Raw genomic sequence first — 25456 nt, 5'->3', positions numbered from 1 at the left:
TCGACTTCAAAACACCCGGCAGAACACGGCTTTGAGGTAGCGCGAGTCCTGGACGTGGGCCATCCACGGGTGGTCCGGACCGGCGCCGCGGACTTCGAGGATCTGTACGGTGCGGTTCGCGTAGAAGGCAGCGCGGCGGATCATGTCGAGGAACTGTTCTTCGCTGACCAGGCCGGTGCAGGAACAGGTGACGAAGATGCCGCCCGGCTTCACGACGCCGAGCGCGAGCTTGTTCATGTCGAGGTATTTCTTCAGCGCCGGGATCACCTGCTCGCGGTCACGCGTCATCTTCGCGGGGTCGAGGATGACGGTGTCGAATTCTTCGCCGTTGTTCGCGGCGTCGCGCAGCCACGGGAAGATGTCGGCGTGGATGAAGCGCACCTTGGCCTTGTTCAGCTGCGCGTTGTGCTTGGCGACTTCGATGATCTGCTCGTCGAGATCGACCGCGACCACTTCCTCGGCGCCTCCGAGGGCCTTCGCATAGACCGCGAAACCACCCGAGTTGCAGCACAGGTCGAGCACGCGCGCGCCCTGGGTGAAATCGGCGAGACGCCGGCGATTGTCGCGCTGGTCGCAGAAGAAGCCGGTCTTGTGGCGTCCACCGGCCGCGACCCGGAACTTGAGACCGTGTTCGGTGATGGTGACCGGCGGCGGCGGGCTCGGCACGTTGCAGTCGAAACTTTCCTGCTTGGCGACATGTTCCTCGGCGAACCAGTACATGGTCGAGTTCGGAAACTGTTCGTCGAGGATGCGCCGCACCAGATCGCGCTGCTTCCACATGCCGGCCGAAAAGTATTCGATCACCAGCAGTGATCCGAAGCGGTCGACGACCAGCCCGGAGAGCCCATCGCCTTCCGAATGCACGACGCGATAGGAATCGGTCACGGCATCGAGCTTCAGGACATTGCGACGCAAATCGATGGCCTCGGCGATGCGGCGACGGAAAAAGTCGTCATCGATCGCTTCGTCCGGATCCTCGCTGAGCACGCGCAGGGTGATGCGCGAATGGCCGTTGTAGAAGCCCCGGCCGCAGAACGTGCCTTCGCGATCGTAGATTTCGACGATGCTGCCGGGACGCGGCTTCGGTTCCGGTTTCTCGACCATCTTCTGGAAGATCCACGGATGATTCGACTTGCGTTCGATCTTCAGTCGCACCACCGGCAGTGCGTCCTGGGCCTGGATATTCTTCATTGCTGGTTCCCGCAGAATTGAGCGCGAATCTGGTTCGCTTCATCCATCCAGGCTTGCAAGCGCTGGATGCGTGTTTCGGACGACGGATGGGTGGACATGAACTCCGGCGGCGCCTTGCCGGCCGAATGCTCCCCCATGCGCTGCCACAGGCCGATCGACTCGGCCGGGTTGAAGCAGGCCGCAGCCGCAAGCATCAACCCGACATGATCGGCCTCGGATTCGTGACTGCGCGAAAACGGCAAGGTCACGCCAAATTGCGTGCCGACGCCGATCGCGGCCATCAGCAACTGACGCTGGCGCGGGTCCATGTCGCTGGTCGACATGCCGGCCGCGACCGAACCCAGCTGCACCAGTTTTTGCTGCGCCATGCGCTCCGCACCATGGCGCAGGATGGCATGCGCGATCTCGTGGCCCATCACGTTGGCGAGGGCGTCATCGTTCCGGGTGATCGGCAGAATGCCGGTATAGACCGCCATCTTGCCGCCAGGCAGGCAGAACGCGTTGGCCTCCTCCGACTCGATCACTGCGACGTCCCACTCGAACTTGTCCCACGGCGTGGTCGCCTGAACACCGCGCGTCGTCGCCAGATACTGTTCCAGCTTCGGACCGGCCTCGATCAGACGACGGGCAATCTCGCGCACCGAATTGACGGTCTCTCCGGTCGTGACCACCTGCGACTGGCCGAGAATCTGCTCGAAGCCCTGCAGGCCGAGCGCGACTTCCTGATCCATCGTCGTATCGACCATCTGCGTGCGGCCGGTAAACGAGGCCTCCTGGCGATGGCTGAGCCAGTAGTAGCCGAGATAACCGGCAAACAGCAGCAGCACCCACCAGCGCATGCCGCCGCGGCGACGCTGGCCGTTCATTCCGAATCGTGCATCCATGGCTGTTCCAGTCGCGCCCGGGCGAAACGAAGGAGTGTAGTGGCTACAGGTCGCGGGCGACGCGGAAGCCGACGCGCGCGCTGCCGGTATCCGCGGCGACACCGAGCCGATACGCCGAACGCGCCTGATCCGGCTCGCTCCCCCACGAACCGCCGCGCACCACGCGTTTCACGCAACCGCGATTGACCCAGGCCGAGCCGTCTTCCGGTGCGCGCAGGAAATTCTGGTGCCAGCAGTCCTCGACCCATTCCGAGACATTGCTTCCCAGGTCGAACAGACCGAAGCCGTTGGCCTCGAAGCGCGCGACCGGCGCAGGCCCCCAGAAGCCGTCGCGATAGTGATCGAAGGACTTGGCCCAGGTGCGCTTGCTGCGGGATCGATCGCCGTCGCCGGTCAGATTGCCGACCAGGCGCGTCGGATGGCCATCGCCCCACCAATAGATGCTGGTGGTGCCGGCACGCAGTGCAAACTCGAACTCGGCTTCGCTGGGCAGGCGATAGCGCTGTCCGGTGGCCGTACTCAGCCAGGCCGCATAGGCGGCGGCATCGTTCCAGGACACATGCACGACCGGCTCGGCGGTCTTCGCGCGCCCCCCCTGGAAATCGCTGTCCCAGGACACGTCCTTGCGCTTGACGATGCGCCCGGTGCGTTCGTCGTAGGCATTCGAATCGCCGCGCTGCTCGGCATCGCTGCGATAACCGGACTCGCGCACGAAGCGACGGAATTCGGCGACGGTGATCTCGTTGCGCGCCAATGCGTACGGGCGGGTGATGCGCACCGGATGCTGCGGCCCCTCGGCAGCGCTGCGTCCGGGCTCGCTGTCCGGCGACCCCATGAGGAACTCGCCGACCGGCACCACGACCAGCTGCGGGCCTTCGCCACTGCGATCCTTGAAGGCATCGCTGAAGCGGTCGCCGGGCTGGTAGTTCGCATACAAGGCGGCATTCGCGCGTCGTTGCTCGACGGCGGCAATGCGCTCGGGCGCCGCGCCGAGCGCACGCGACTGTTCGAGCAGGATCGCGGCGTTGGCCAGGTCTCGGGTGGCCAGCGCCGCCTCGGCACGCAGCAGGAAATCCTCGCTCGCACGTGCCTTGAGTTCGCCGATCTTCTGTTCGTAGTCGGCGCGATTGGAGGACTCGGCACCGATCGACACTGCCTTCACGAACAGCGCATCGGCATCGGCGAAGCGTTGCTCCGACGCCGCCCGCAAGGCGTCATCCAGCACCTGGTTCTCGATGTCGCCCAGGCCTTTCGCCGCAGCCCGATTGCGCGGGTCGAGCACCAGTGCCTGGCGGAAAGCCGCGACTGCGCTGGCGTCGCTGGGTTCGAAGATCGCGCCGGCGGCAATGCGCTGCGCCGCCTCGGCCAATTGCGCGCGCACGTCCGCGAGTCGGGTGATGCGCAGGGCGATGACCGACGCACGCCGATCGTCGATGCCGTGCTGATCGAGTGCATCGACCAGATCTTCGGCCAGTTTGGCGTCGCCCTCATCCAGCAGGTGATCCGCCTGCACGAACAGTGCATCGAGCACGGCACTGCGTCCGATTCGCGCTTTCGCATGGCCACGATCGAGATCGAGCACCTTGCCGAACCAGCGCAAGGCATTGTCGTCGTCCGGCGACAGCCAGCGCCGCTCCTCCACCGCCGCGTTGGCTGCGGTCAGCCATTCGTCGACCTGCTTGCGTTGTGCTTCGTCGAGTTGTCCCGGCGGTGGTACGGGTTCTTCCTCGATCACCTCGTCCGGCGGCGCCGACTCGGCCTGGGCTGCCAGTTCCCTGACGCGCTCCGGCACCGCCTCGACCACCGGCACCGCGGGCCGCGACCAGTCGATGCGCTCCAGCCACGGGAACAGCCAGCGCCAGGCCATCGCGAACACGAGCAACGCGACCCCGGCCACGGCGCCGTAGAACTCGCGTTTCTGCATCCGTTCCGACATGCCTCGGGTATCTCCGCGGGCGCTGGTCTGCAATCATCGCGCGCCCTGATGCACTGGATTCTGACATGGCCCGATGGGTTGCCGACCGACCGGCGCTGAATGATGCCCTTGCGGCCTTGCGTGCCTCGTCGCGGCTCGCGCTCGATACCGAGTTCGAACGCATCCGCACCTATTGGCCGAAGCTCGCGCTGGTGCAGGCGATGCTGGCGGACGATGCGGTGCTGATCGATCCGCTCGCGTTCGATGTCCTGCACGACCTTGGCGACGCGATCTCGCAGCCCGGTCAAACCTGGCTGATGCACAGCCCGAGCGAAGATCTGGTGGCGCTCGCGCCACTCTTGCCGCGCCCGCCCGAAGCCTTGTTCGATACGCAGCTCGCAGCGGCACTGGCCGGCCTCGGCACCGGGCTCGGGTATCAGAAGCTGGTCGCGCTCGTGCTCGGTGTCGAACTGGAGAAGACCGAGACGCGCTCGGACTGGATGCAGCGTCCACTCAGTGATCGCCAGTTCGCGTATGCCGCCGATGATGTCGTGCATCTCGATGCACTCGGCGATGCGCTGCTCGAACGGCTCGACGCACTCGGACGCCGCACCTGGATCGCGCAAGAGGGCGAACGCACCCTGCGCACCGCATTCGCGGCGGGCACGCCGGTCAATCTCCATCACGACTACCGCAGCGCCTGGAAGCTCGATCTCGACGCGCAACGACGCCTCGACGCCCTGCTGCGTTGGCGCGAACAGACCGCACGCGACAGCGATCGTCCGAAGCCGTGGGTGATCGACAACCAGGTCGCGCACGACCTCGCCGCGAAGCCGCCGACCCAGGCCGCCGAGTTGCAACGCATGTTGCAGGCGCAGCGCGCATTCCCGCGCGCGAAGTCCGGCGACCTGCTCGAACTGCTGCGCGATCCGCCACGGCACGATGATTTCGTTCCCGCGCCGAAGCCATTCTCGCGCGACGAGGAAGCCGCACTGGAGCGCCTCAAGGCTGGCATCGAGGCTGAAGCCGCGACACTCGCGATCGAGCCCGCGCTGCTCGCCCCGCGCAAGGCTCAGGAAGCTCGCTTGCGCCACGGGGCCTGGCCTGTCGATCTGCCGGAATGGCGACGCCAGCGGCTGGACGCCATTGCCGCGCGCGCCTTCAGTTGAATCACCACGGTCCGGCGGCTAAGATGCGCGCCCGCTCGGCCTGTCCGAGCGGCATGTGGGGGGGTAGCTCAGTTGGTAGAGCGCGTCGTTCGCAATGACGAGGTCGTGGGTTCGATTCCCATCCTCTCCACCAATACTCAGACAAGAACCGGCCCTCAAGGCCGGTTTTTTGTTGCCCGGAATCCCGTGTCACCGCGGGTTTTCGCGCAGTTTTGCCGGTGCCACGCGCGCCAGGAAGACGCCGCGAATTCGGCCCGGTTCGCCTCCCTTTTCCTCTCTCTTCTCCACTTACCCTCACCAACCGTCCGCGGTTGGCACCGGCAGAACCCTTGTCGTGGCGCGAGGTTACGCGGGTGTCGCGGAGAGCGGTCCGAGTCGATGATTGGAGCAGCAATCGGGGTGAGAGAACCGAGGGGCGGCGATCACCGTGCCGCGCACGGCATCCGGTACAAGCCTTCCTTCTGGTTGGTCACGACCAAGGTCTTGTAGGCCCGGAGCCGCTCTTTGTTGCTCTTGAACAGGTCGATGGGCTTCGGGCTGCTGCGGCCAGTGCGCCGCATCACATCTTCAGCTCGTCGATCCTGGCCTGCGAACTCCCACAGCGCGCGAAACACTTCTGACTGAGCCTTCGTGCAGCGAATCGGCGGGCTGGCTTCGCCATCCAAATACACGAGTCGAAAGTCTGCCGAGAACGGCCCGTGGACCGGCGCCGCCGAATCATTCCTCCGCCGCGCCGTGGTGGCCGTCCCACGAGCGCCGAGGAACGAGATTGCGTCGCCGCGCAACCGGAACCGTTCCTCCAGTGCCAGCCACTCCACGCCCGCGTCCGTTGGCACACCGGCAGCAATCTGGTGTGCCGGTGCAATCACATGTACCAAGCCGTTGTCGGTGCGCACCCGATCCAGCAGTCCTGGCTCGCGCCACAGTCGGCGGATGTCGCGCGTCAACACCACCGGCGTATTCCCGGCTTGACCCAGCAGCCAAGCACTCGTGGTCAACGTCGCCGACCCGCCATCTGACTGGACATCCAGCGCGGCTCGGAGCTTTCGGTGTAGCCAGTGGTCGTCAAGCATGAACGCCGCCAAATCGTCGGCATCGACCGGGACGGCACCGCACTCGGCGCAGCAGCATTCCAGTTCGCCGTCTCGACTGCGCCGCACCTCGCCGCCATTCATCCCACAGTAGGGGCACGGCACGATGCTGACGTTGTGCGATGTCGGCTTCACAGCCTTCGCCAGCGCGGGTAGGACGCCGACCTCGCTCGCCGACAGCCGCATCTTCATCACGGGCGTGCCGGTCGAGAACAAACGGCACACCAGCGCCCACTCCGCATACGCCGACAACGGTCAGCCCTCAACCATCGAATGCGGCTGCTCGTCGACCTGCGGGAGGTCGTCCGCATCCAGTGTCTGGCCGCGCGCCAGGATTCCCTTCTCGACGAGGTAGCGCTCGACGTTGGCCTTCATCACCGGATCGCGCATCGGAAGCCGTAGCCGGCCCATGCTGGTCAACTCGGCGGTGATCACTCGGTTCCTGCGCCCTGCCTCACCCGGGTAGTACAGGTTGATCTGCACCGCGGTCACCGTCCAACCGCCCTCCAGTGGCGCCGACATCTCTTCCTGCATCAACTCGGTGACCGACTGATGCTGAGCCATCGCTGTCGCCGTGGCTTCAACCCTCAGCTTGCCGGTCGGACTCAGCACCGTGATCTGCTTGAGTTGCACGGCAACGAACCCGTCCTTGATCGCCTGCGGGAAGTCGACGCCGGCACGGAACTGAGTGAGGTCGAGTTTCTCCGGCTTGATGCGCTTGGCATCCACGGCTTGGCCCAGCAGGTGGGTAGCGAACTCGCTGGCCAGCATCTGGTGGTAGGCGGCGCCACCCTTGATCAGCGTACGCACCACGCCAGTCTTCTCGGAGTACTCCAGCATGCCGTGGATGCTCGGGTTGCCGACGCGGCGCGTCAGCGACGTGCCCTGGAACTCGAGGTGCAGCATCGCCAAGCCCTTGACGTGCGTCGTCAGCAGGAACACACCGGGGCTGCGCTGGAAGATAGTGGTCTCCACGCCGTCGCCGCAGCTCAGCATGCGCTGATAGAACTTCGCGACGGCCTGACCGAAGGCCGCGAGCGCGGGCTTGGTCATGTTTGGATGGCGCTTGATACTCAGCGCATGTTGCTGGGCCTGGCTGCCACGACGTTCGATGAAGTCGGCATCCAGCGCGTGGCGGAACAGATCGGGATGGTGCCGGTAGAACCAGAAGGCGCGATGCAAGTCGCTCTTGCAGCTCGCGAGCCCGATCAGGGCGCTGCCGCCGCTGGCGGCCGCTTGGAAAATTGCCTGCTGCCCCGGCCCGTCGGCCAAAGGCAGGCACGCATTCAGTTCGCCGACCAGGCGATCCTTGGCATCGATATCGGGCCACTGGCGCACGCAGTCGAGCAGCACACGTGAGGTTTCGGGGGTGTCGTCCCAGGCGAAGCCCAGCGGCACAGGCAGCGCATGCTCCGTCAGGAGCTGCTGGAGCGTGGCGTCCACCGGGAGTTCGAGAAGCACATCGACAAACGTTTTCTTCATTGCGGGGAGTTCCTTCAAAGGACTGGCAGTCGGGAGCTGGACAGCACGAGATCAGGCACAACGGGCGTCAGTTTTTGAAAGCAATGCTCCCTTTGTTTGTCGTGTAGCGAGATACAGCGAAAGGCTAGTACCCGGATTTCCGCTTGTCAATCATCGAGAGCGCTTCACCCCGCCCATGTATCTCGTGGCTATACTTCTTGGCTCACGTCTTGAGACGCCTGTCCAGTAGAAGCAGACCGATGGCAACGACACTCGGAACCCGGCTTCGGCGCCTACGCGAAGCCAAGAACATGACCCTGCAGCAGGTAGCCGACGCGGTCGGCTGCACCCGCGGCTACATCTGGGAACTGGAGATGAAAGACGGCCAGCGCCCATCCGCCGAGCGCGTCCACCGGCTAGCCAAGACCTTCGGAGTCACGGTCGAGGACCTGATGGAGGAAACGCCCCGCGAGGCTCACGAAGCCAAGCCCGAGGACGTCGCGTTCTTTCGTGAATATGCGGGCATGACCGACGAAGAGAAGGAGCGCTACCGTCAGGCGCTCAAGCTGATGTTCCCGGGTCGCGGCGAGGGTGACGCGAAGCCGTGAGCGCGCCGGCCCTAAATGGCTTCACCGCGGCCGCCACGGTTCTGAAGTGGTTGCGCGCCTGGCATGGAGACAACATTCCTGAAGCCATCGATCTCGACGTCGTGCGGCAGATGCTGCCGACCACGCCCTACGGCGCCGGCGTTCGAGAAATCAAGGCACCGACGCCGCTCGACGTCAGCGGCTTCGAGGGCTGCTTGGTGCGCAACCCGGACGATCCAGCCGAATGGGGCATCCTCTACAAGCAACACGCAACACCCGAGCGCAGCCGCTTCACCGTCGCGCATGAGTTGGGCCACTTCGTTCTGCACCGTGCGCTGCAAAGCCGCTTCGAGTGCGACAACCGCGGCGTCACGTCCGGGCAGTTCGACGGCCGGAACATCGAGCGCGAAGCCAACGAATTCGCCAGCAATCTGCTCATGCCCCTGGATCTACTGCGGCGCCTCCTCGGCGATCAGCGCAAGGTCACGCTGCACCTGCTGAGCGACATCGCCCGCACCTTCGAGGTCTCATTCGAAGCGCTGTGCTTGCGCTTCATCGAAGCCACCGACCAGCGTGCGATCTTGATCCACTGGGACCAGGGTTTCCTCAAGTACCAGCGCGCCAGCCGCAACGCGCGCATGACCCGCGCTCGCGTCCGCCAGTCGGAGTCTGCGCAGGAGCCGTTCGCCGGCACCCTGGCCGCCGACGAAAGCGTGGTGCAATGCTTCGATGGCGTGGAGTGCTCCGCGGCGATCTGGTGCGCCGAGGAGGGCGCACACATGAAATTGCGGGAGTTCAAGCATTCCTACACCGACCGGGACCGGGTGATCACACTGTTGTTGCTGGAAGGCGCAGAGCCACGCTCGTGGGATCGGTCATGGCAAGACGAGAACAGTTTTGACTGCTCCGACCAGTTCGCATCGAATGGGCACCCGACGACTTCGGAACGTTAGCGGCGCCCGCCCTATGACAACGATGCCTACTGAAGAATCGCTGCAAGCGCTTCAACGTGAAGTTCAGCGGCTGCTGGGGCGATGCTTGCTGCGCCTGCAGCAGTACGAGCGTCTCATCAAGGCTGTCGTGGTACATCACGAAATCTCTGGGCCAGCCCATGCCCTGGCCTCGATTCAAGCTGCTCGTGTCGCCGATGCCGCCACGAAAACTCTGGGAACCCTGGTCGGTCATTTTCTCGGGTCGTATGTCGTAACCAACGAGACCGATCCCTCCTTTGAGGCATCGACCAACCCCCCCGGTGACGTCATCTCACTCAGCATGAGGACGCGCCTGAGTCTATCGGCAGAGGATTTTTCCCGGATAGAGAGTGACCTGAAAGAACTGGTCGCCCTGCGGAACAACCTGGTTCACCACTTTATCGGTCAGCACGACCTCTGGAGCTTGGACGGATGTCGTGGTGCCCACGACGCGTTGATCGAGGCCTACAGCCACATTGATCGGCACTTCGAGCAACTCCGCGGATGGGCCGAGCACATGGATCAGGCGCGACGCCTGACGGCGGAATTCGTGCAATCTGATGCATTCCACGACCTGGTGGTCAATGGCATCGCCCCTGATGGCGCCGTTGATTGGCCCGCCGCGGGCATCGTGCGCGCACTGAGGAGTGCGGCTAGCGCATTGGCCGTCGACGGATGGACTCCGGTGGCAATGGCCGGGCGATGGATTGCAGAAAGACACCCCGAGCAACTGCCTGCCAAGTACGGCTGCAGCAGTTGGCGACAGGTGGTTCACGAGTCCCGACTCTTCGACCTTCGATATCGCGAGGTGGATGGGCAGCGTTCGGCGTGGTTCAGAGCGAAGGTCGAACCCGCTCATACCCGCTAGTTCACGTTACGCGAAGCGCCAGTGTGAACCAGTCCCGCTTCCGTGGACACCTGCCTTTGGGTCGTATTGAATCGACCCTGACAGGAGAAGTCCATGAAGACGAAGAAGCGCAAGGCGTATCCCGACGACTTCCGGCGCGAGGTGGTGCGCTTGGTGATCGAGGAACGGTTGTCGCATTCGGAGGTGGCAAGGCGGCTCGATGTGCCGGCCCAGACCGTAGGCAATTGGGTGCGCGAGAGGGACAAGTTGCAGCCTGATCCAGCGACCGGAATGTCGCCCCAGGCGATGCAGAAGGAACTGGCGCGACTGCGTGCCGAGAACGCGAGCCTGAAGCTCGACCGCGACATTCTAAAAAAAGCGGCGGCGTACTTCGCGAAGGAATCGTCGTGAGGTACGCCTGGATCAAGGACAACGATCCGGAGTTCGCGGTGCAGCGCATGTGTCGATTGCTGCGCGTCTCGCGCTCGGGTTTCTGCAGTGGCGCGACCGCGCACCCGAGTGCGCGAGCGGGGAAATATCGAGCTTTCCGAAGTGGTGAAGACCATCTTCGCCGGCTCGCGCGAAACCTACGGCTCGATCCGCGTCGTTCGATCCTTGCGTGATGCTGGACGCCCGATCGGCCGTCATCGCGTGCGTCGCGTCATGCGTGACGCAGGATTGCGCGCAGCGGCCCGGCGCGCGTTTCGCGTGACCACGAACTCGAACCATTCGCTGCCGGTGGCGAGAATCTGCTGCAGCAGCACTTCGTCGCGACCACCGCGCCGCACAAGGTGTGGTTGTCCGACATCACCTGCATCAAGACCGACGAAGGCTGGCTGTTTCTGGCTGCGTATTTCGGTCCATCGTGACCGCCCATTTCGGTAAGGCGTGACCGGTCGTTTCGGTAAGGCGTGACCGCCTGTTTCGGTCGATCGTGACCGATTTTGGCGCTGTTCCGAAATAGCCGGTCACGGCTTACCGAAACGCTGGGTTTGTTGTGCATGACATCAACGCCTCGGCATCCTGCTCGGTTTGGAGTGGGACGTGCCGACACCGCGAGTGGCTATGGCATCAATACTGGCCGCTGTGCGCTGCGATGACGATCTTGTCCTCGGAAGTGTGACCGGAGCACGATTGGCACTGAAAACGAACACTTTGAACGTGTTGTCGCCGGGCTTCGCCAATCCCAGATCGATGCTGGCGCCGTCCTTCAGGGCGATGCGTCCGGATGACCAACCGGTGTCCAGGCTGTCGACTTGAAACTCCAGGCCCGCAGGAGCGCGCGCACCCAATTTGGCCACGAGCTTCGCCTTCAACTCAGGAGTGCGAGCGATGTAGTTAAACGAAAGGTCGAGCGCGCCGCCAGAATTGATTGCTCCTCGTGCGCTCTTTCGGCCTCGGCTTTGGGACGCCCAGTCAATAGATTCAGCGAACACCGCCGCGCCCTCAGCCACGGCAGTCATTGGATTCACTTCGGTGGAAGGTGCAATCCCGAGCTCAAAGCCACTTTGTCGCGTAGCGGTTTATAATGTGTTGGTCCGCCAGCAAACACGACACGCTCCACATCGTGCGGACTCAGTCCAACTTTCTCGAGCGTTTCTCGAGCCCCCTGAATGGATTCCTCCACTTTCGGGGCGAGTAGCTTGTCGTACCGCTTTCGGTCGATCGTGATGTCGATGTAGATCTCTTCGCCAGATAGGTCGCGCACACCCAACTCGGTTTCGGGCAGACTGACAACCACCTCGTCTTTTTGCGATAGCTCAATCTTGGCCTTCTCCGCTGCCCAGGTCGCCATCCGCAACAAGGACTTGAACTGGGGATTGGTTGTTAGATCTTCAGGCAGGTTGAACTTGTCCAAGAGCCAAGGTTTGACGACGTTGTCGAAGAGAATCCGGTCGAAGTCGCGTCCTCCGCACATGGCAATGCCGCCATGTGCGAGCAAGTTGACGCGGCCCGCGATGCTCTCGGCGATGGCGACATCAAGAGTGCCGCCCCCGAGGTCGTAGACAACGAAGACACCATCGTGCTTTCGCTGCCGCATGACGCTCATGACAGCAGCTACCGGCTCCTGCATCAGCGCGACCCGGCCTATGCCTGCCGCGTCAGCGGCCGCCATCGTCGAGTCCTTTTGCATTTGATTGAACGCAGCAGGAACGGTGATGACCGTGCCTTTGTCTGCATCGCTTCGGATGTCCTCCGGCAGATAGCCGTAAAGCATGCGGAGTACCTCGGCTGAGCACTCCTCGGGGGTCATTGTGAGGTTGAGGGTAGCCTTCCGGGGTGGGTCATTTTTGAACGAGCAGCCCGGGTCAGTTTTAAGTGAGCGTCAACAGCACGTGCCTTTCCACCCTCGGATCGCAGCTCCGCAACAACAAAGTCGGCGTAACCACGGTGACGCGCTGGATCGACCCCAACGAGTAACCGATGGAACACAAAGCTCTTCAGCGAAGTGCGCTGCACTATTTGCTGCAAACGGCACTTGTCGAGATACGCGCGGCGGAACCCTACCTCGCAGCGCGCTCGCTCCTCTCGCTCGGCGATCGGGATTGCGTGAACCCTCGCGGGTCATCGATCTCCGGCGACCCGGTTCAGCGGAATTCGAACTTTTCGTAGTGAAGCTTCGAGTCCGGGATGCCATGTCGGGTCATTTCGGCACGCACCTTCTCCAGCAGGCCGACTGGACCACAGAAGCTGATGGTGATCTTCGACGCACCCACCTCGCCCACCAGCCGCTCAATGCGCGCGCGGAACTCGGGTGCATCTGCACCACCGGCGACCTGCACCCAATCCACGTCACGCTGGCGCGCCAGCGCGCCCAGCTCGTCCCGGTGCGCCGGCCTTGAACACCAGATGTACCGAGGCCAGCACCAGGGCCCACACACCCAGCCACTTGTGCACCTCGTAGACACGATCGAGCCCGCCGAACAGGCTCTCGACCCAACGCCAACGCGCCCCCAGCAGGGCCGCCATGCCCATCATGGCCAAGGCCGCCACGCCGGCGGACAGGCTCATGGCGGCAGTGGACACCCAGTCGACGCTTGGAATGGCCGCCATCACGCTGGCGGCACTGATGGTCGCGATCGCGACCAGGAAGGGCGTGGTGGTGATGCGCATGTGGATCTCCGCCAGTTCGGCCAGCGTTGATGGTACGCCCTGCGCAGCCGGCCACTCTTGATGAAAATCAATCGTCCAGACTGATCCAGATGAGCGCGCTGACGAAGCGCTGGATCCCACGGCACGAGGCGGTATATGAGTTGATACATGCAGGCGAAGCTGGCACCAATTGCGCTACAGGCGCGGCGGTCGACCAGATCGTGTTTTCGACGTAAGTCGACACGCCGCGCAAGATCAACCTTTATTCTGGAGCGAAGTTGATACCCGGGCCATCACGTCAACAACCTGTTGCGCGTAGCGCCTGACGCGCGGCAGATTGTCGACGTGATGTCAGGGTTGCACACCGCATGTCGTTCCCCCATGCACGCCGGCAATCGCCGGAGCTGAATGGGATCTGTGATGAGCCTTCGAGTCCGAAATGCCGCACTGCTCGCCCTGATGTCTGTTGGCGCCTCACCCTTGCAGGCGCAGATGTGGACGCCGCCGCTCGACGCGAACTGGGGTTACGGGGGCAGGCAGTCGATCTGGTTCGATCTGCCGACCGAGAAATGGGATGAGGCCAACGATGCCGTGGTGCAGGCCGATGGCAAGGTCGTGATCGTCGGGTTTGCGCGCAGGGCGCCACTCGGTGGCAGCGGCGATGTGTCCGACCTGACCGTGACCCGACTGTCCGCGAGCGGATCGCTTGACCTCACGTTCGCAGGCAGCGGCAAGTTCAGCGCGAACTTCGGCAGCAGCGGGCGTTCCGCCGATGTCGCGAACGGCGTCGCACTCGACGCGTCGGGGCGGATCTATGTCGCGGGCTACACCGAAACGGGTTACGGCTATTGCGGCATCGTCGTGCGCTACGGCAGCAACGGCGTGCTCGACTCGAGCTATGGCAATGCCGGCAAGGCACTGCTGTGCGACGGCAACGGCGCGGGCATGGTCTATCACGACATCGTGATCGACGCGCAGGGCCGTGCCGTGATCGCCGGGACGAGGTTGCGCAGCACTGGCGCGCTGAACGACGGACTCGCGGTGCGGCTGACCCCGCAGGGCCTCGCCGATACCAGCTTCACCGGCGGCACCGACGGCGGCAACAGCATCGGCTCGCGGTTGCTGACGCTGAGTTGGGGCGCGGCGTTCGACGATGAAGTAAAGCGCGTCGCGATCCTCGCGAACGGCGACATTCTGATGGCTGGATCGACGCGCACGAGCGGCAATGACTACGACTTCATGGTCTACAAACTCAACGGCACGAACGGCGCGCTGGTCCAGTCGTTTGGCGGTGGCGGCAAGGCGCAGCTGTACATGGACAGCTGGGCCGCGGGCATGACGGCGGACAAGTACGACCGTCTGTCGGACATGGCCGTGCTGCCCGACGGTCGCACGCGCCTGCTCGGCAACTGTCGCTGGGCCTACACCGGCACCCTGCGTCCGTGCCTGATCGGCGCGACCGCATCCGGCACCTACGATGCAAGCTTCGCCGGCAATGTCAGCGGCAAAGTGGGTGTACGCAGCTTCGTGCTCGAAGGCGAGGCCAACAACGTCACCGGCAGCGAAGCGAACAGCGTCGCCTATCGCACGGATGGCCTGCTTCTGGTTGCGGGATCGAGCTTCTGGCAGCCGCCCATGCGCATGGTCATGGCCCGCCACTACGACAGCGGCACCGGCAGCAGTTACGGCTTCGCGTACACCACTTTCGGCAGTTGGGTGAACAAGGTGCTGCTCTCGCAGAACCAGGCCTTGTTGATCGGCGGCGCAGTACTCGATGCCTTGGCGACCGATACCGACCAGGCCACGGTGCGCTTCACGGGCCCTTGATCGTTCGAACCGTCTGTGTCTCGTCCCTCCCGAGTGAAACTTCATGGCTGCGTGGATACGCCGATTGTCGCGCGCGTGCCCGTCGTGTGAGCATCGCCGGGTCTGTCGAGATTGAGAGAGAGGCATCCAGATGCGACGTCGCCTGCCCATCGTCACCGGCTTGACCGGCCTGCTGGTCGTTGCTGCCGCTGACAGCGTGCTGCATGAGCGCGCGCTCGGCGTGATTGCGACCGCTTCGGCGCAGGAGTCCGAGGAAGAATTCGACGACGAGGAATACGTGGAGGACGAGTCGGCAGCCGAAGACGAGTCGGAGACGGACGAGGACGCGTCCTGGGAGGAAGAGGAAGAAAGCAGCGATGAATCGGCGACCGACGATTCGGACGTGGTCGAGATAGAGCAGCCAACGGCGCCCGAAGAAACGGCGCAACCGGCGAACGACGCAGCCCCGGCCTCCAAGCGGGACCGCGCCTTTCAAGCCATCGTCGAATCCACGAAGGACGTGTTGCCCGCACTCGAAGGACATGTGTTCAAGCCGAGCGACCGGCTGAGGGATCTCGGCGCGAACTCGGTCGAGCGCTCGGAGATTGTCATGATGACGTTGGAGCGGCTCGCAGTCTCGGTGCCGCTGATGGAGTTTGCCAGGGTCGAGACCATCAGTGACTTGGCGGCGTCGATCGCAGCGAAACTGCCCTAGCGACGCACGGCACCCGCACGGCAATCCGCCGGTGCCAGCGCCGTCGGCGCATTCGCGAGCAGCCTCAGGCGTGGCGTCCGCGCGGCGACGGCGCGGACATAGGCATCGGTGTAGACGCGTGCGCAGGCACGGGTCAGGTGCGAGTACTCGGGCAGGTCCAGGCCCTGCATCGCCGGGTCGTCCTCGAAGTGGATGCCCTTTACCCGGGCCGCGGCCAGCAAGGCGTCCCAACCGCGATCGCGTGGCAGGTAGTGTTCCTCGCCGAAGCGGAACTGGTAGGCCGACGGTGGCCGCAGGAAGACAACCTCACCGCCATGGGCGCGGATTCGTGCGACCGCGTCCACGGTCGCCGCGAGCGTCGCGCGGATCACGTCGTCGCCGACCACCGCCACCTTGCCCTGGATCCATGCATGGCGCGCATGCGCGCGCAATCGGGCGTCGTGCGCGATGCGTGGCCACAGCCAGGTCTCGCGATCGGCGCCGCTCGCGGCCACCTTCCAGACCTCGTCGTAGGGATCGGGCGCGCCTTCGCGCCAACCGCGATCCACGCGGCGCGCCAATGTACCCAACCGATAGTGCTCGTCGAGGAAGGCAAACGTCTGCTCCAACGCCCGCCTCAGCACGAACTCGCTGCGCACGGCCGGCGACTCGAACCGATAGCGTTCCAGCACCGCGCTCGTCGGCCCCGGGTCCACGCTGAAGTACACCAGTTCGCTGATGCCGACGAGCACCAATCCGCGGAAATCGGCATCACCTGCGAGATCCTGCAGCACCGGAAGGGCCGGGGTGCCGGTCAGTGCCAACTGGATCGGACGCCGCCCGGTCAATGCCTCGAAGCGGTCGAAATCGGTGCCGAACAGGATGCGCGAATCCCCAACGATCACGACCTCGGCGGTGCCGGTGGCGATGTGTCGACGTTGTGCGGCCCAGGCCGAGGCGCTGTCGTCGAGATCGCCCGCGGACAACTGCAGGCCGCGCATGTGCCACTCCCACACCGCGAGCAGGGCGAGCGCGATCAGCACGGCGATGCCGAAGTGACGCAGCCAGGGGACGTCCGGAATATTCGTCGCCACGCCCGGGCGATCAGCCGCGCTCGGTGGTTCATTGCTGGACGGGCTTGGATGCAAGACGCGCTCCGGATGGCGGTTCCCAATCTGCGCGGCCCGATGTCGTGCACAGCGCGCACTCAGTATGCACCAAGCGTTGCCGACCCGATGCCGCGGACCAGCTGGTGCAAATCGAGGGCGAGTGCTGCAATAGCGCTTCCCCGATTTGGTCACGGCACATGGAGCCCGATGCGCATTCCGCATGACCTGCTGCCCGCCGGCATCGTCATCGCTGTCGAACGCAGCGATGCCCCAGATCTGGACGCGCGGGCCGCAGCCGTGGGCATCGAGGCGTACGCCGCGGACCTGCACCTGAAGCGGCACCACGAATTCCTTGCCGGCCGACTCGCCGCACGCACGGCACTGCAGCAGGTCCAGGCGCACACGCTGGCGGTCGGGCGCGACGGAAATGCACCGATCTGGCCAGCGGGCTATTGCGGCTCGATCAGCCATGGCGCCGGTCTTGCTGCGGCCATCGTCGCCTCGTCCCCGTCGTGGCGTTCGCTCGGCCTCGACATCGAGGCATGCATCGGCGCGAACCGGATGCGCGCGCTGCGTTTCGCGCTGACCGACGACGAGATGCGCATCTGCGAGGCCAGCGCCGATCCATGGGCATGGACGCGCTACTGGTCGGCCAAGGAGGCAGTGTTCAAGTGCTGCGCGGCCATCGGCCTGCGCCCGACCCTGCAGTCCCTGCAGCCGGCGTGGCGGGATGCCGGACACGGCACGGTCGACGTCGTCAACGACAACGCCGTGGTACGTATCGACCTCGTCGGCGGTGTCGCGGACGAAGCGATGTGGATGATCGCCAGTCTGCGCGACGCGACGGCCGACCTGCAGAATGAAACCGCGCGTTCGGCCGTTGCCGGATTCAAGAGGGTCTCGCCGCAACAGACAGGGGCGGAGAACGCGCAATGACGATGACCTTCAATCGCATCATCGGGTGGTCCGTGGCGATGGTCGCCGCCCTGTGCGCGGTCGATCCGGCGAGTGCAGGCTGTTGGGGCACCATCCGCACCTGTCCTGACGTGAACGCAGACCAGGCCAGGGGCGGAAAAAAACGGCGCGAACATTCGCGCCGTTTTCGTTGGAGACTCGTGTGCCAAATCATATGATCATGTGACCGAACAGCGGAAGGCGCGATGATGACGCGGACAGGCGCAGGGCTGATGTTGTGTTTGTCGGGCGCCTTGCACGCCAGTTGCGATGTCATCGGCGGCGGTCCGATCGTCGACGGCGCGCAGATCGTCTGCTCCGGCGCCGTGGTCGGCGGTGTCAATGCGCCGACCATCGCCAATTTGAACATCGCGGTGACTGCGAACACGACGATCGATGCAGCCGGCGCGCCGTATTCGCTCCGTGTCGGCGCTAACAGCATCGTCGACATCGGCGCCGGCGCCTCGTTGAATGCCGCCGTGGCGAGCAAGGACGGCACCATTTTCGCCATCCGCGGCCAAGTGCTCGGCGAGCTGAAATCGGACGACTTCTACAAGACGATGATCGCCTTCGTCTACGCCGGAGCGCACACCGGCCTGGTCCGTGAGGCGACCTATGTCAGCAATGCCGGGACGATCGACGGGTTCACGATGGGTTATCCGTGGCAGGGGCATCCGTCCGAGTTGTACAACGAAGCCTCGGGCATCGTGAACGGCCGCGTCGACTATCGCGGTGGCATTTACATCCTGCAGGAGATGCCGGCGCTCGACAACACGATCGTGGTCAACCGGGGCCGAATGCGCGGCGGCACCGACGGCTATTCGCTCCGAATGGCGACGGAAGGGTTGGCCAACATCCAGTTCACCAATGAAGTGGGCGCGATTGTCGAAGGCGACGTCGGCATCGTTCGCAGTTGGAATCCAGGTGCCTCGTCGGGCGTGAACCACGGCGACGTGCTCGGCCGCGTTCACGTCCACTTGCCGCAATTCCTCCGGCCCGACTGGGAGGCATCCGGTGGCTATCCGCAGACCTTCGCCAATTTCGCGCATGTCGGTTCGGTGAGCGTGAGCTCAGGCGTCTTCGAACAGAAGGTGGGCGCCAGCTTCGATGCGGGCGCCACGTTGCAGGTGTGGGGACGCAATGTCGAACCGGTTACCGGAGGCGTGGGCAGTTTCTACTTCGGCACCTTGCAGGTGGCTGGCGCGCATTCGGCGGGCTGCATCAGTGGCATCGACAACGGCCCGATCTATGGCGGTGTCGTCGATTTGCTCGCCGGAGCAGCGCTCAGCGTCTCGCCTGCGCTCGGAGACGTCTGCCGATTCGACGGCCGCATCATCGGCGCTGGCCGGCTCGTGAAAGCCGGCGCGGGCGTGCAGATCCTGGGCGACACCGATCCAGAAGGCGGAAGCGTGCCTGCCACCAACTACGCCGGAGGAACGTCGTTGCTCGCTGGCACCCTGGCGCTGGCCGCTCCGGCGACACGGCGAAGCAACATCGCCGCACCGCGCAACATCGGCAGTGGCCCGCTCAGTTTCGACGGCGCGGGCGCACGATTGCGCTTCGACGCCCAGGACCTGGCCTTCGCGAACGCGTTCGTGTTCAACGCTCCCGCCGTGATCGACACGAATGGCTTCGATGCGACGCTGTCGGGCGCGAGTAGTGGCACGTCGAGCATACGCAAGAGTGGCGCGGGCCGACTGCGTTGGCAGGGCGCGCGCGCACACACGGGCACCACCACCGTGGACGGCGGCATCCTGCAGATCGACACCAGCCTGTCCGGCCCGGTGACGGTGGCCGACGGCGGCACGCTCGCCGGCTCGGGGACGATGGCGGGTGCGCTGCTCGTGCAAGCCGGCGGCACGTTGCGTATGGCGATCAACGGAGCGGTGAACGATCGCCTCGTCACGCCTGCAGCCCACATCGGCGGCGGCACGCTCGTACTCGACCCACTGTCGCCAGCGCCGGTGCCCAGCACGATCGAACTGGTCGATGTGACCGGCGCGACTGCCGTCGTCGGCGCTTTCGAGAATGTCGCCGAGGGCGGATTCCTGCATGATGGCGACACCGGCTACCGCATCTCCTATGTCGGTGGCGATGGCAACGACATCACGCTGACTGCGTTGCGCGTGCCGAATCCGCCGCAGGCCCTCGTCGCGACGCCCGGCAATGCCCAGCTGAGCCTGAGTTTTGCCGCACCCATGCCGAACGGCAGCGGACCAGTCACGGGATACCGCGCGCAATGCACCCCCGGGAATGTCGTCATCGATGCGCTGCAGTCGCCGATCGTGGTGCCTGGCCTGAGCAATGGCGTCGCCTACAGCTGCAGCGTGCGCACGCTGGCCGACGTTGGACCCAGCGCAGCGACGGCACCCGTCGTGGCCATCCCGGTGACCACGGCTTCCGCACCGACCGCGCTGACGGTCACGGCCGGCGTTGCAACTTTCAGCGTTGCGTTTTCGCCGCCCGCGAACAATGGCGGGGCCGTCGTGACCGGATTTCGTCTCGCTTGCGACCCGGGTGCGTGGGTAACCACGGGGAACGCGTCGCCGCTGGGCTTTTCCGGACTGGTCAACGGCACCGCTTACGGTTGCGCGCTCGCAGCGATCAACGATGCCGGTCTTGGCCAGTCGGCCACGTTCACGGTCGTGCCACGCACCGTGCCCGAGGTGCCCTTGAATCTGGCCGGGGTCGGGTACAACGGAGAAATTCGTTTCACCTTTGATCCGCCGGCGTTCGACGGCGGCGCGCCGATCACCAGTTATCGCGTGCGCTGTTCGCCCGGGGCCACACGCATCGTCATCGGACCCTCGTCACCGTTGACGCTGGGCGGCCAAAGCAATGGACAGAACCTGACTTGCCGCGTCCGTGCCAGCAATGTCGCGGGGGATGGCCCCGAATCGGGCGATATCGTCGTCGCCGCGCGCGCCGTGCCGAGCGAGGTTCGCAACGTATCGGTCGTCGACGGAGACGCCGGATCCGGTATCGTGTTCACCGTTCCGGCACTGGGTGCGCCAATCCTCGACTACACCGCACAGTGCGATCCGGGCTCGCTCATGCTCACTCAGGCGACGTCTCCGATCATCGTGGCGCCGTTGGTCAACGATTTGCATTATGACTGCCAGGTGACGGCGCGAAACGCGGTGGGCAACGGCCCGCCGGTCACGGTCAGCCTCAGTCCGAGCGCGACGATCTATCGCAACGGCTTTGAATGAGTCGGTGCGGCGCTTTTGCCACAACCCAGGCGCTCGACATCGAATCGACGGGAAGGCTGGTGTTGGCATTCGGCATTGCGGTACCTGAGATGATGCGATTCACCTGACAGTCGACCACACCTTGCCGAACGGCGAGGCCTGAGCGCACACCGCGCATCCCACACACCGGCGGCCATCCCATCCATGTTGCTCTACTCCATCAGCATGATCGGCACTGCGGTGTTCGCGATCACCGGCGTACTGGCGTTGCGCCGCGACTGCATCGACGTGTTCGGCGCACTCGTGCTCGGCATCGTCACCGCACTCGGCGGCGGCACGGTGCGCGACCTGATCCTCGACGTGCCGGTGTTCTGGATCGGCGACTTCAACTATGTCTGGGTCGCGGCCGGCTCGGCGCTGCTGACTTTCTTCATCGTGCGCCCGTTCGAACGCACGCAGACCTTGCTGCTGTATCTCGACGGCTTTGGCGCCGCACTGTTCGCGATTGCGGCGACGGAAAAAGTGCTCGGCCTCGGCCATGCCGCACCGCTGGCGGTGATGCTCGGCGTCTGGACCAGCATCGGCGGCGGCATCGCCCGCGACGTGCTCGCCGGGCGCCCGACCCTGCTGATGTCACGCGAGATCTACGCCACGCCGATCCTGCTCGGTGGCGCGCTGTACATCGCATTGCGCACGTTCTGGCCGGGCGCCGCGTGGGCCAGCCCGGCCGCCCTGCTCTTCATCTTCGCGTTCCGCGCCGTCGTCATCCACCGCGGCCTGCAGATGCCGGACGTGCTGTCGACGCACCGCCCGGATCGTTGACTGGCTGCATCGCCCGATCGAATTCGAACGCCGGATTCCTGGACGCCCCGGCGACCTTGCGATCGCCGGGGGATGGATCGACTTACTCGAAGCCGTTGCCGAACACCGCTTCACCGCAAGGCAGGGTTTCCGGGACGAGGTCGGTGAACGGTGCGTTGGTGCCGGTCAAGGCCACCGTATGCAGTTCCCAACCCGGCGCACCCGCGCCGCCATCGGTACCGATGGCGAAGCGCAGCTTGACCGTGCTGTTGGCATAGGTCGTGCCGAGATTGATGGTGTCGACCATGGTCGCCGGATAACCGGTGCTGGTGCCCGCAAACACGGGCTGTCCCTGCATGGGGTTGCCCGAGTTGCCATTGATCGAACCGTCGTAGGCAGCACCACCGATCGACGTCCAGGTCGCGCCGTTATCGGTGCTGATCTGGATTTGGCCGCCATCCCAGAGGGTCGGGTCGGCCACGGTTCCACCTTCGAACTGGTAGCGGTGGGTCAGCGTGATCGAGAACGGACCGGCACCGACCGCGATGGCCGGAGTGACGAAGCCGGTGGTACCCGAAGAACCGCTGTCCGGACCCAGAGCAACCCGATTGCCGGTGGCATCCAGTGTCGACTGGCGCCACAGGAAGTTCGAACCGGCACCGTCGGCCAACTGCGTGGTCCAGCCGATGTTGCTGGCATCGAAGCGTTCGGTCGCGGTACTCGACAACACGTCATTGGCGCCGACGCGGACGAAGATTGTCTGCGCGGTGCCGGGGGGCGAAACGATCGCGCCATTCGGTGTCGCCGTCAGCTGAATCACGCCCGAGCCCGGGAGCGAATTCAATTGCACCGGCAGATTCAAGGTCTGGGTCGCATACGGAATGCTGGCCGCCAGTGCCGCCGGATTCGAGCCGGTGAAGGCCAGACCCGGATGACTCGACGTCACCGTCAGCGTGCCGCCGGCCAGTGATGCCCAGCCGGAATTGCGCACATCGACCGTGACGCCGCCCGCCTCGTTCAGATCGATGTAGCCGTCATTGTCGCAGGAGGCATTGTCGTCCGCAGACAGCGCCGTGGTGGCCAGGTCGGCACCGATGGTGCTGTCCTCGACGGCGCCGGCGTGGTCGGTCGAGTCACGCGGCGGCGACACGGCGAGCATGCCCATGCCGCGCTTGGCGAAGCCCGCCGCGCAAATCTGGAAGTCGGTCGCATCCTGGGCAATGATGGCTGCGAGGACACCGTCGCGGGCCTCGGTGAAGGTCGGTGCCGGGGGCGTCAGCTTGAGGCCGGCCACCAGGTATCCCTTCATGCGCTGGCGGGCTTGCTGGAACGTCAGGCGCGGCGTGTCGTTGAGCAGCCCGGCGTAGCATTCCCACAGCGCTGCGGTCCAGACTTCACCGGCGTTGTGCACTTCCGAATTGCTCCCGCCATCGGCACCGAACGCCGGTGCCGGACTGGCCGGCAAGGTCACGCCATTGGTGATGTGCCTGAACATCAGCGGGTTCTTGCCGAGCTGGGTCGAATACGGATAGCGACGGATCGCGAAGTAGGAATTGCCCGAGGCATAACTGCCGATCGTGTAGAGATCCGAGAAATCCGGAGCGGGTCCGCCGGCGCGATCCTCTTCCTTGACCATCGCCATCAGGGCACTGAAATCGCCCCAGCCCTCGCCCATCGAGCGACCCTGATTGTTCGACAGGCCGCTCGAGTTGGCGACCAGGCGATTGCTGAGGTAATGACCCCATTCATGCGCGATGACCGCACCGTCCTGGGTACCGTCACGACCGACGCCGACCTGACGCTGCATGTTGGCCGTGTCCGGGTTGGCGTCGCCGAGGATGGTGCGGATCGACTCCGCATCGGCAAAATTCAGCGACAGGGCACCGATCGTCACCGTGGCATCGGTACCCCCCATCCCGGGCGCCGTGCCCGGACTTCCGGAGCCGGCCACGTTGCCGATGATGACGCCCACCGCACCGGCATCCTGAGCGACCTTGGCCTTGACCGCAAATCCGCATTCACCACGGTCGACGAAAGCGATCTTGCCCGTGACCTGGGCGGCATTGGTCAACGCCGTGCAACCGTCGGTCGTCGACGGGATCGCACCCGTGGCGGCGTCCAGCGCCTGCACGATGCCGGCGGTCACGTTGAAGCTCTGGGCACCAAACGTGCCCGATACGCCGACGGTGTAGTTCGGGCCACCGTTGACCGTGAGCGTCGAAATCGACACCCCCGAGAACACATACATCTGCATGCGCGGCGAGGCGCCATCGGCCGGCGTCGACATGTTCGCGTTGTTGGCACAACTCGGCGCACAGGTTCCGGTGTTGTCCTGACCTTCCGACTTGATGCGGTCGCTGCCGAGACCGCCGCGACCGAAGTTGTTGTTCTGGGCATTGCCGTCGACCTCGGCAAATCCCGAGTCGTAGTAATCGTCGTGCAGCCAGTTGTTCCAGTAGAACTGCTGCACCACCGACGCCATGATCTGGGTGTTCGACACGTTGGGCGCCGACGCCGTGTTGTAGGTGTGCAGGAACTGGTTCGCGGCCGTGGTCGTTGCACGCAGGTCGCCGACATCGAAGCCATCCGGCTCGGCCAGGTCGGCATACCCGTCGGCGTTGTTGCCGGTGGTCACACTGGTCGCCGCGGGCAACCAGGGATCGTTCATCGAGAACGGCTTGTTGCGGATGGTGACGTCGGTCTGCGCGACGAACGACGGGATGAAGCCCGGCAAGCCGGTCGGATGCGGAATATCGTTGCGGCCATAAGGCGACGGCTGCGGCCAGCCATCCGCGGTCGCTTCGCCCCAGACGCGATAGGTGTAAGTGTCCGGCGTCGGCGTGCCATCGGCCTGCTGGCTGTGACGGAACAACACCCGCCCGTCGACCGCGCTGATGACATGGGCGTAGTACTCCGCCGACATGTGCTCGTCCGGCTGGACCTGGGTTTCGACGTAGTACGCCGGCACCAAGCCGGCATCCGCAGTCGGGAAATAGACCGGCTTGGTGCGCACCGGCTGGTAATTCACCGCACCGGCAGCACTACGCAGCCCGCGCTGGGTGTCGTACCACTGGTAGTCGCCTTCGCTGCGTCCCGTCTGCAGCGACTGCTTGATGACCGCCGAGTCGTAACCGTAATCGGAGAGCGCGACGGCCGCGGCGTCCACTGCGGACAGACCAAAGACCGCCAACGACTTGGCCGATGCCGACGCGAGCAAGGCACCGCGACCGCGGAAGGCCACCAGTCGCGCCTCGCCATCGAGCAGCAGGCCGACGTCTTCGCGGAACACTTCTATGCCGTTCACGCGACGCTTGAACTGGACCAGGTTCGCACCGTTCTCGAGCCCGCTGACCGAACTCAGCTCGAACGCCTCCAGCGACACCTTGGCCGCATCCTGCTGCGAGAACATCATGCCGAGGTGAGCACGCGCGATCGATTCGGGATCGAGCTTCTTGGCGTCGTAGCCGGCAAGCAGCGGCCGCATCGGAATGCTCAGGCGGGGCGTGGCGTCTGCCACCGCATTCTTCTTGGACGCGGGCGCCAGCGAGAGATCGATCGGCTCGAACAGAGCGGCACCGGCCGACTGCGACAGCAACATGGAAACGGCAAGAGCGAGCGGTGCACGTGCGAACTTCGATTTCATGAACGAATCCCCTGAGTTCCGGCAAACGAATGTGACCGAATGCCGATCG

Annotated in this window: 20 protein-coding genes, 1 tRNA gene and 1 pseudogene; 12 read left to right on the top strand and 10 right to left on the bottom strand. The window is 64.7% G+C overall.

Annotated features, from left to right (window positions below):
- Positions 1-6: 6 nt before the first annotated feature.
- From IPP28_09040 to IPP28_09030, 3 genes are read right to left on the bottom strand one after another with little or no spacing between them, the layout of a single operon-like run.
- Entirely contained in the window at positions 7-1191 is a 1185-nt protein-coding gene (locus IPP28_09040) for a class I SAM-dependent rRNA methyltransferase (protein ID MBL0041169.1), read from the bottom strand.
- Positions 1188-2075 carry a M48 family metallopeptidase gene (locus tag IPP28_09035; protein MBL0041168.1) on the bottom strand — a complete coding sequence of 296 codons (888 nt, stop codon included), beginning with the start codon at positions 2073-2075 and terminating at the stop codon, positions 1188-1190. The genes IPP28_09040 and IPP28_09035 overlap by 4 nt, the downstream gene beginning before the upstream one ends.
- Positions 2076-2118: 43 nt before the next feature.
- Entirely contained in the window at positions 2119-4011 is a 1893-nt protein-coding gene (locus IPP28_09030) for an SUMF1/EgtB/PvdO family nonheme iron enzyme (GenBank protein MBL0041167.1), read from the bottom strand.
- A 65-nt stretch (positions 4012-4076) separates the two neighbouring features.
- Here IPP28_09030 and IPP28_09025 point away from each other — a divergent pair, with 65 nt between their 5' ends.
- Both IPP28_09025 and IPP28_09020 read left to right on the top strand, forming a co-directional pair.
- On the top strand, positions 4077-5159 hold the full coding sequence (locus IPP28_09025) for an HRDC domain-containing protein (protein ID MBL0041166.1): 1083 nt from the start codon (positions 4077-4079) through the stop codon (positions 5157-5159).
- A 57-nt stretch (positions 5160-5216) separates the two neighbouring features.
- A tRNA-Ala gene (locus IPP28_09020) sits at positions 5217-5292 on the top strand.
- Between the two features lie 289 nt (positions 5293-5581).
- On the opposite strand, the gene IPP28_09015 is transcribed toward IPP28_09020, so the two are convergent.
- Positions 5582-6475 carry a hypothetical protein gene (locus IPP28_09015; protein MBL0041165.1) on the bottom strand — a complete coding sequence of 298 codons (894 nt, stop codon included), beginning with the start codon at positions 6473-6475 and terminating at the stop codon, positions 5582-5584.
- 30 nt (positions 6476-6505) lie between these two features.
- Positions 6506-7732 carry a hypothetical protein gene (locus IPP28_09010; GenBank protein MBL0041164.1) on the bottom strand — a complete coding sequence of 409 codons (1227 nt, stop codon included), beginning with the start codon at positions 7730-7732 and terminating at the stop codon, positions 6506-6508.
- Between the two features lie 239 nt (positions 7733-7971).
- On the opposite strand from IPP28_09010, the gene IPP28_09005 reads away from it, so the two are divergent.
- From IPP28_09005 to IPP28_08985, 5 genes are all read left to right on the top strand, one after another.
- Positions 7972-8319 (top strand): helix-turn-helix transcriptional regulator, encoded by a 348-nt coding sequence (locus IPP28_09005; GenBank protein MBL0041163.1) that lies wholly within the window; start codon positions 7972-7974, stop codon positions 8317-8319.
- Positions 8320-8429: 110 nt separating this feature from the next.
- Positions 8430-9251 (top strand): ImmA/IrrE family metallo-endopeptidase, encoded by an 822-nt coding sequence (locus tag IPP28_09000; protein MBL0041162.1) that lies wholly within the window; start codon positions 8430-8432, stop codon positions 9249-9251.
- Positions 9252-9366: 115 nt separating this feature from the next.
- Positions 9367-10137, top strand: a complete 771-nt coding sequence (locus tag IPP28_08995; protein ID MBL0041161.1) for an OST-HTH/LOTUS domain-containing protein — start codon at positions 9367-9369, stop codon at positions 10135-10137.
- Positions 10138-10230: 93 nt separating this feature from the next.
- Entirely contained in the window at positions 10231-10527 is a 297-nt protein-coding gene (locus IPP28_08990; GenBank protein MBL0041160.1) for a transposase, read from the top strand.
- A 141-nt stretch (positions 10528-10668) separates the two neighbouring features.
- A complete protein-coding gene (locus tag IPP28_08985) occupies positions 10669-11001 on the top strand; it encodes a transposase (GenBank protein ID MBL0041159.1) in 333 nt (110 codons plus the stop codon).
- A 161-nt stretch (positions 11002-11162) separates the two neighbouring features.
- On the opposite strand, the pseudogene IPP28_08980 reads toward IPP28_08985, so the two are convergent.
- From IPP28_08980 to IPP28_08970, 3 genes and pseudogenes are all read right to left on the bottom strand, one after another.
- A pseudogene (locus IPP28_08980) lies at positions 11163-12382 on the bottom strand (Hsp70 family protein).
- A 322-nt stretch (positions 12383-12704) separates the two neighbouring features.
- Positions 12705-12908, bottom strand: coding sequence for a hypothetical protein (locus IPP28_08975; protein MBL0041158.1), 204 nt, complete (start codon positions 12906-12908; stop codon positions 12705-12707).
- A 1-nt stretch (position 12909) separates the two neighbouring features.
- Positions 12910-13230, bottom strand: a complete 321-nt coding sequence (locus tag IPP28_08970; protein ID MBL0041157.1) for a ferric reductase-like transmembrane domain-containing protein — start codon at positions 13228-13230, stop codon at positions 12910-12912.
- A gap of 399 nt (positions 13231-13629) precedes the next feature.
- Here IPP28_08970 and IPP28_08965 point away from each other — a divergent pair, with 399 nt between their 5' ends.
- Together IPP28_08965 and IPP28_08960 are read left to right on the top strand one after the other, a co-directional pair.
- A complete protein-coding gene (locus tag IPP28_08965; protein ID MBL0041156.1) occupies positions 13630-15036 on the top strand; it encodes a hypothetical protein in 1407 nt (468 codons plus the stop codon).
- A gap of 130 nt (positions 15037-15166) precedes the next feature.
- On the top strand, positions 15167-15730 hold the full coding sequence (locus IPP28_08960; protein MBL0041155.1) for an acyl carrier protein: 564 nt from the start codon (positions 15167-15169) through the stop codon (positions 15728-15730).
- On the opposite strand, the gene IPP28_08955 is transcribed toward IPP28_08960, so the two are convergent.
- Positions 15727-16857 (bottom strand): hypothetical protein, encoded by a 1131-nt coding sequence (locus tag IPP28_08955; GenBank protein MBL0041154.1) that lies wholly within the window; start codon positions 16855-16857, stop codon positions 15727-15729. The two genes, IPP28_08960 and IPP28_08955, sit on opposite strands and share 4 nt — an antisense overlap.
- Positions 16858-17025: 168 nt before the next feature.
- Here IPP28_08955 and IPP28_08950 point away from each other — a divergent pair, with 168 nt between their 5' ends.
- From IPP28_08950 to IPP28_08940, 3 genes are all read left to right on the top strand, one after another.
- Positions 17026-17754: a 4'-phosphopantetheinyl transferase superfamily protein gene (locus IPP28_08950; GenBank protein ID MBL0041153.1), complete on the top strand. Its 729-nt coding sequence runs from the start codon at positions 17026-17028 to the stop codon at positions 17752-17754.
- Positions 17755-18005: 251 nt separating this feature from the next.
- Positions 18006-20984 (top strand): autotransporter-associated beta strand repeat-containing protein, encoded by a 2979-nt coding sequence (locus IPP28_08945; protein ID MBL0041152.1) that lies wholly within the window; start codon positions 18006-18008, stop codon positions 20982-20984.
- A gap of 186 nt (positions 20985-21170) precedes the next feature.
- Positions 21171-21785, top strand: coding sequence for a trimeric intracellular cation channel family protein (locus tag IPP28_08940; GenBank protein MBL0041151.1), 615 nt, complete (start codon positions 21171-21173; stop codon positions 21783-21785).
- Between the two features lie 82 nt (positions 21786-21867).
- On the opposite strand, the gene IPP28_08935 is transcribed toward IPP28_08940, so the two are convergent.
- Entirely contained in the window at positions 21868-25407 is a 3540-nt protein-coding gene (locus IPP28_08935) for a M36 family metallopeptidase (protein MBL0041150.1), read from the bottom strand.
- Positions 25408-25456 lie beyond the last annotated feature (49 nt).

This window comes from Lysobacterales bacterium, assembly GCA_016721845.1.
In the GTDB taxonomy this organism is placed as follows: domain Bacteria; phylum Pseudomonadota; class Gammaproteobacteria; order Xanthomonadales; family Ahniellaceae; genus JADKHK01.
This window is presented reverse-complemented; position numbering and strand designations above follow the sequence as displayed.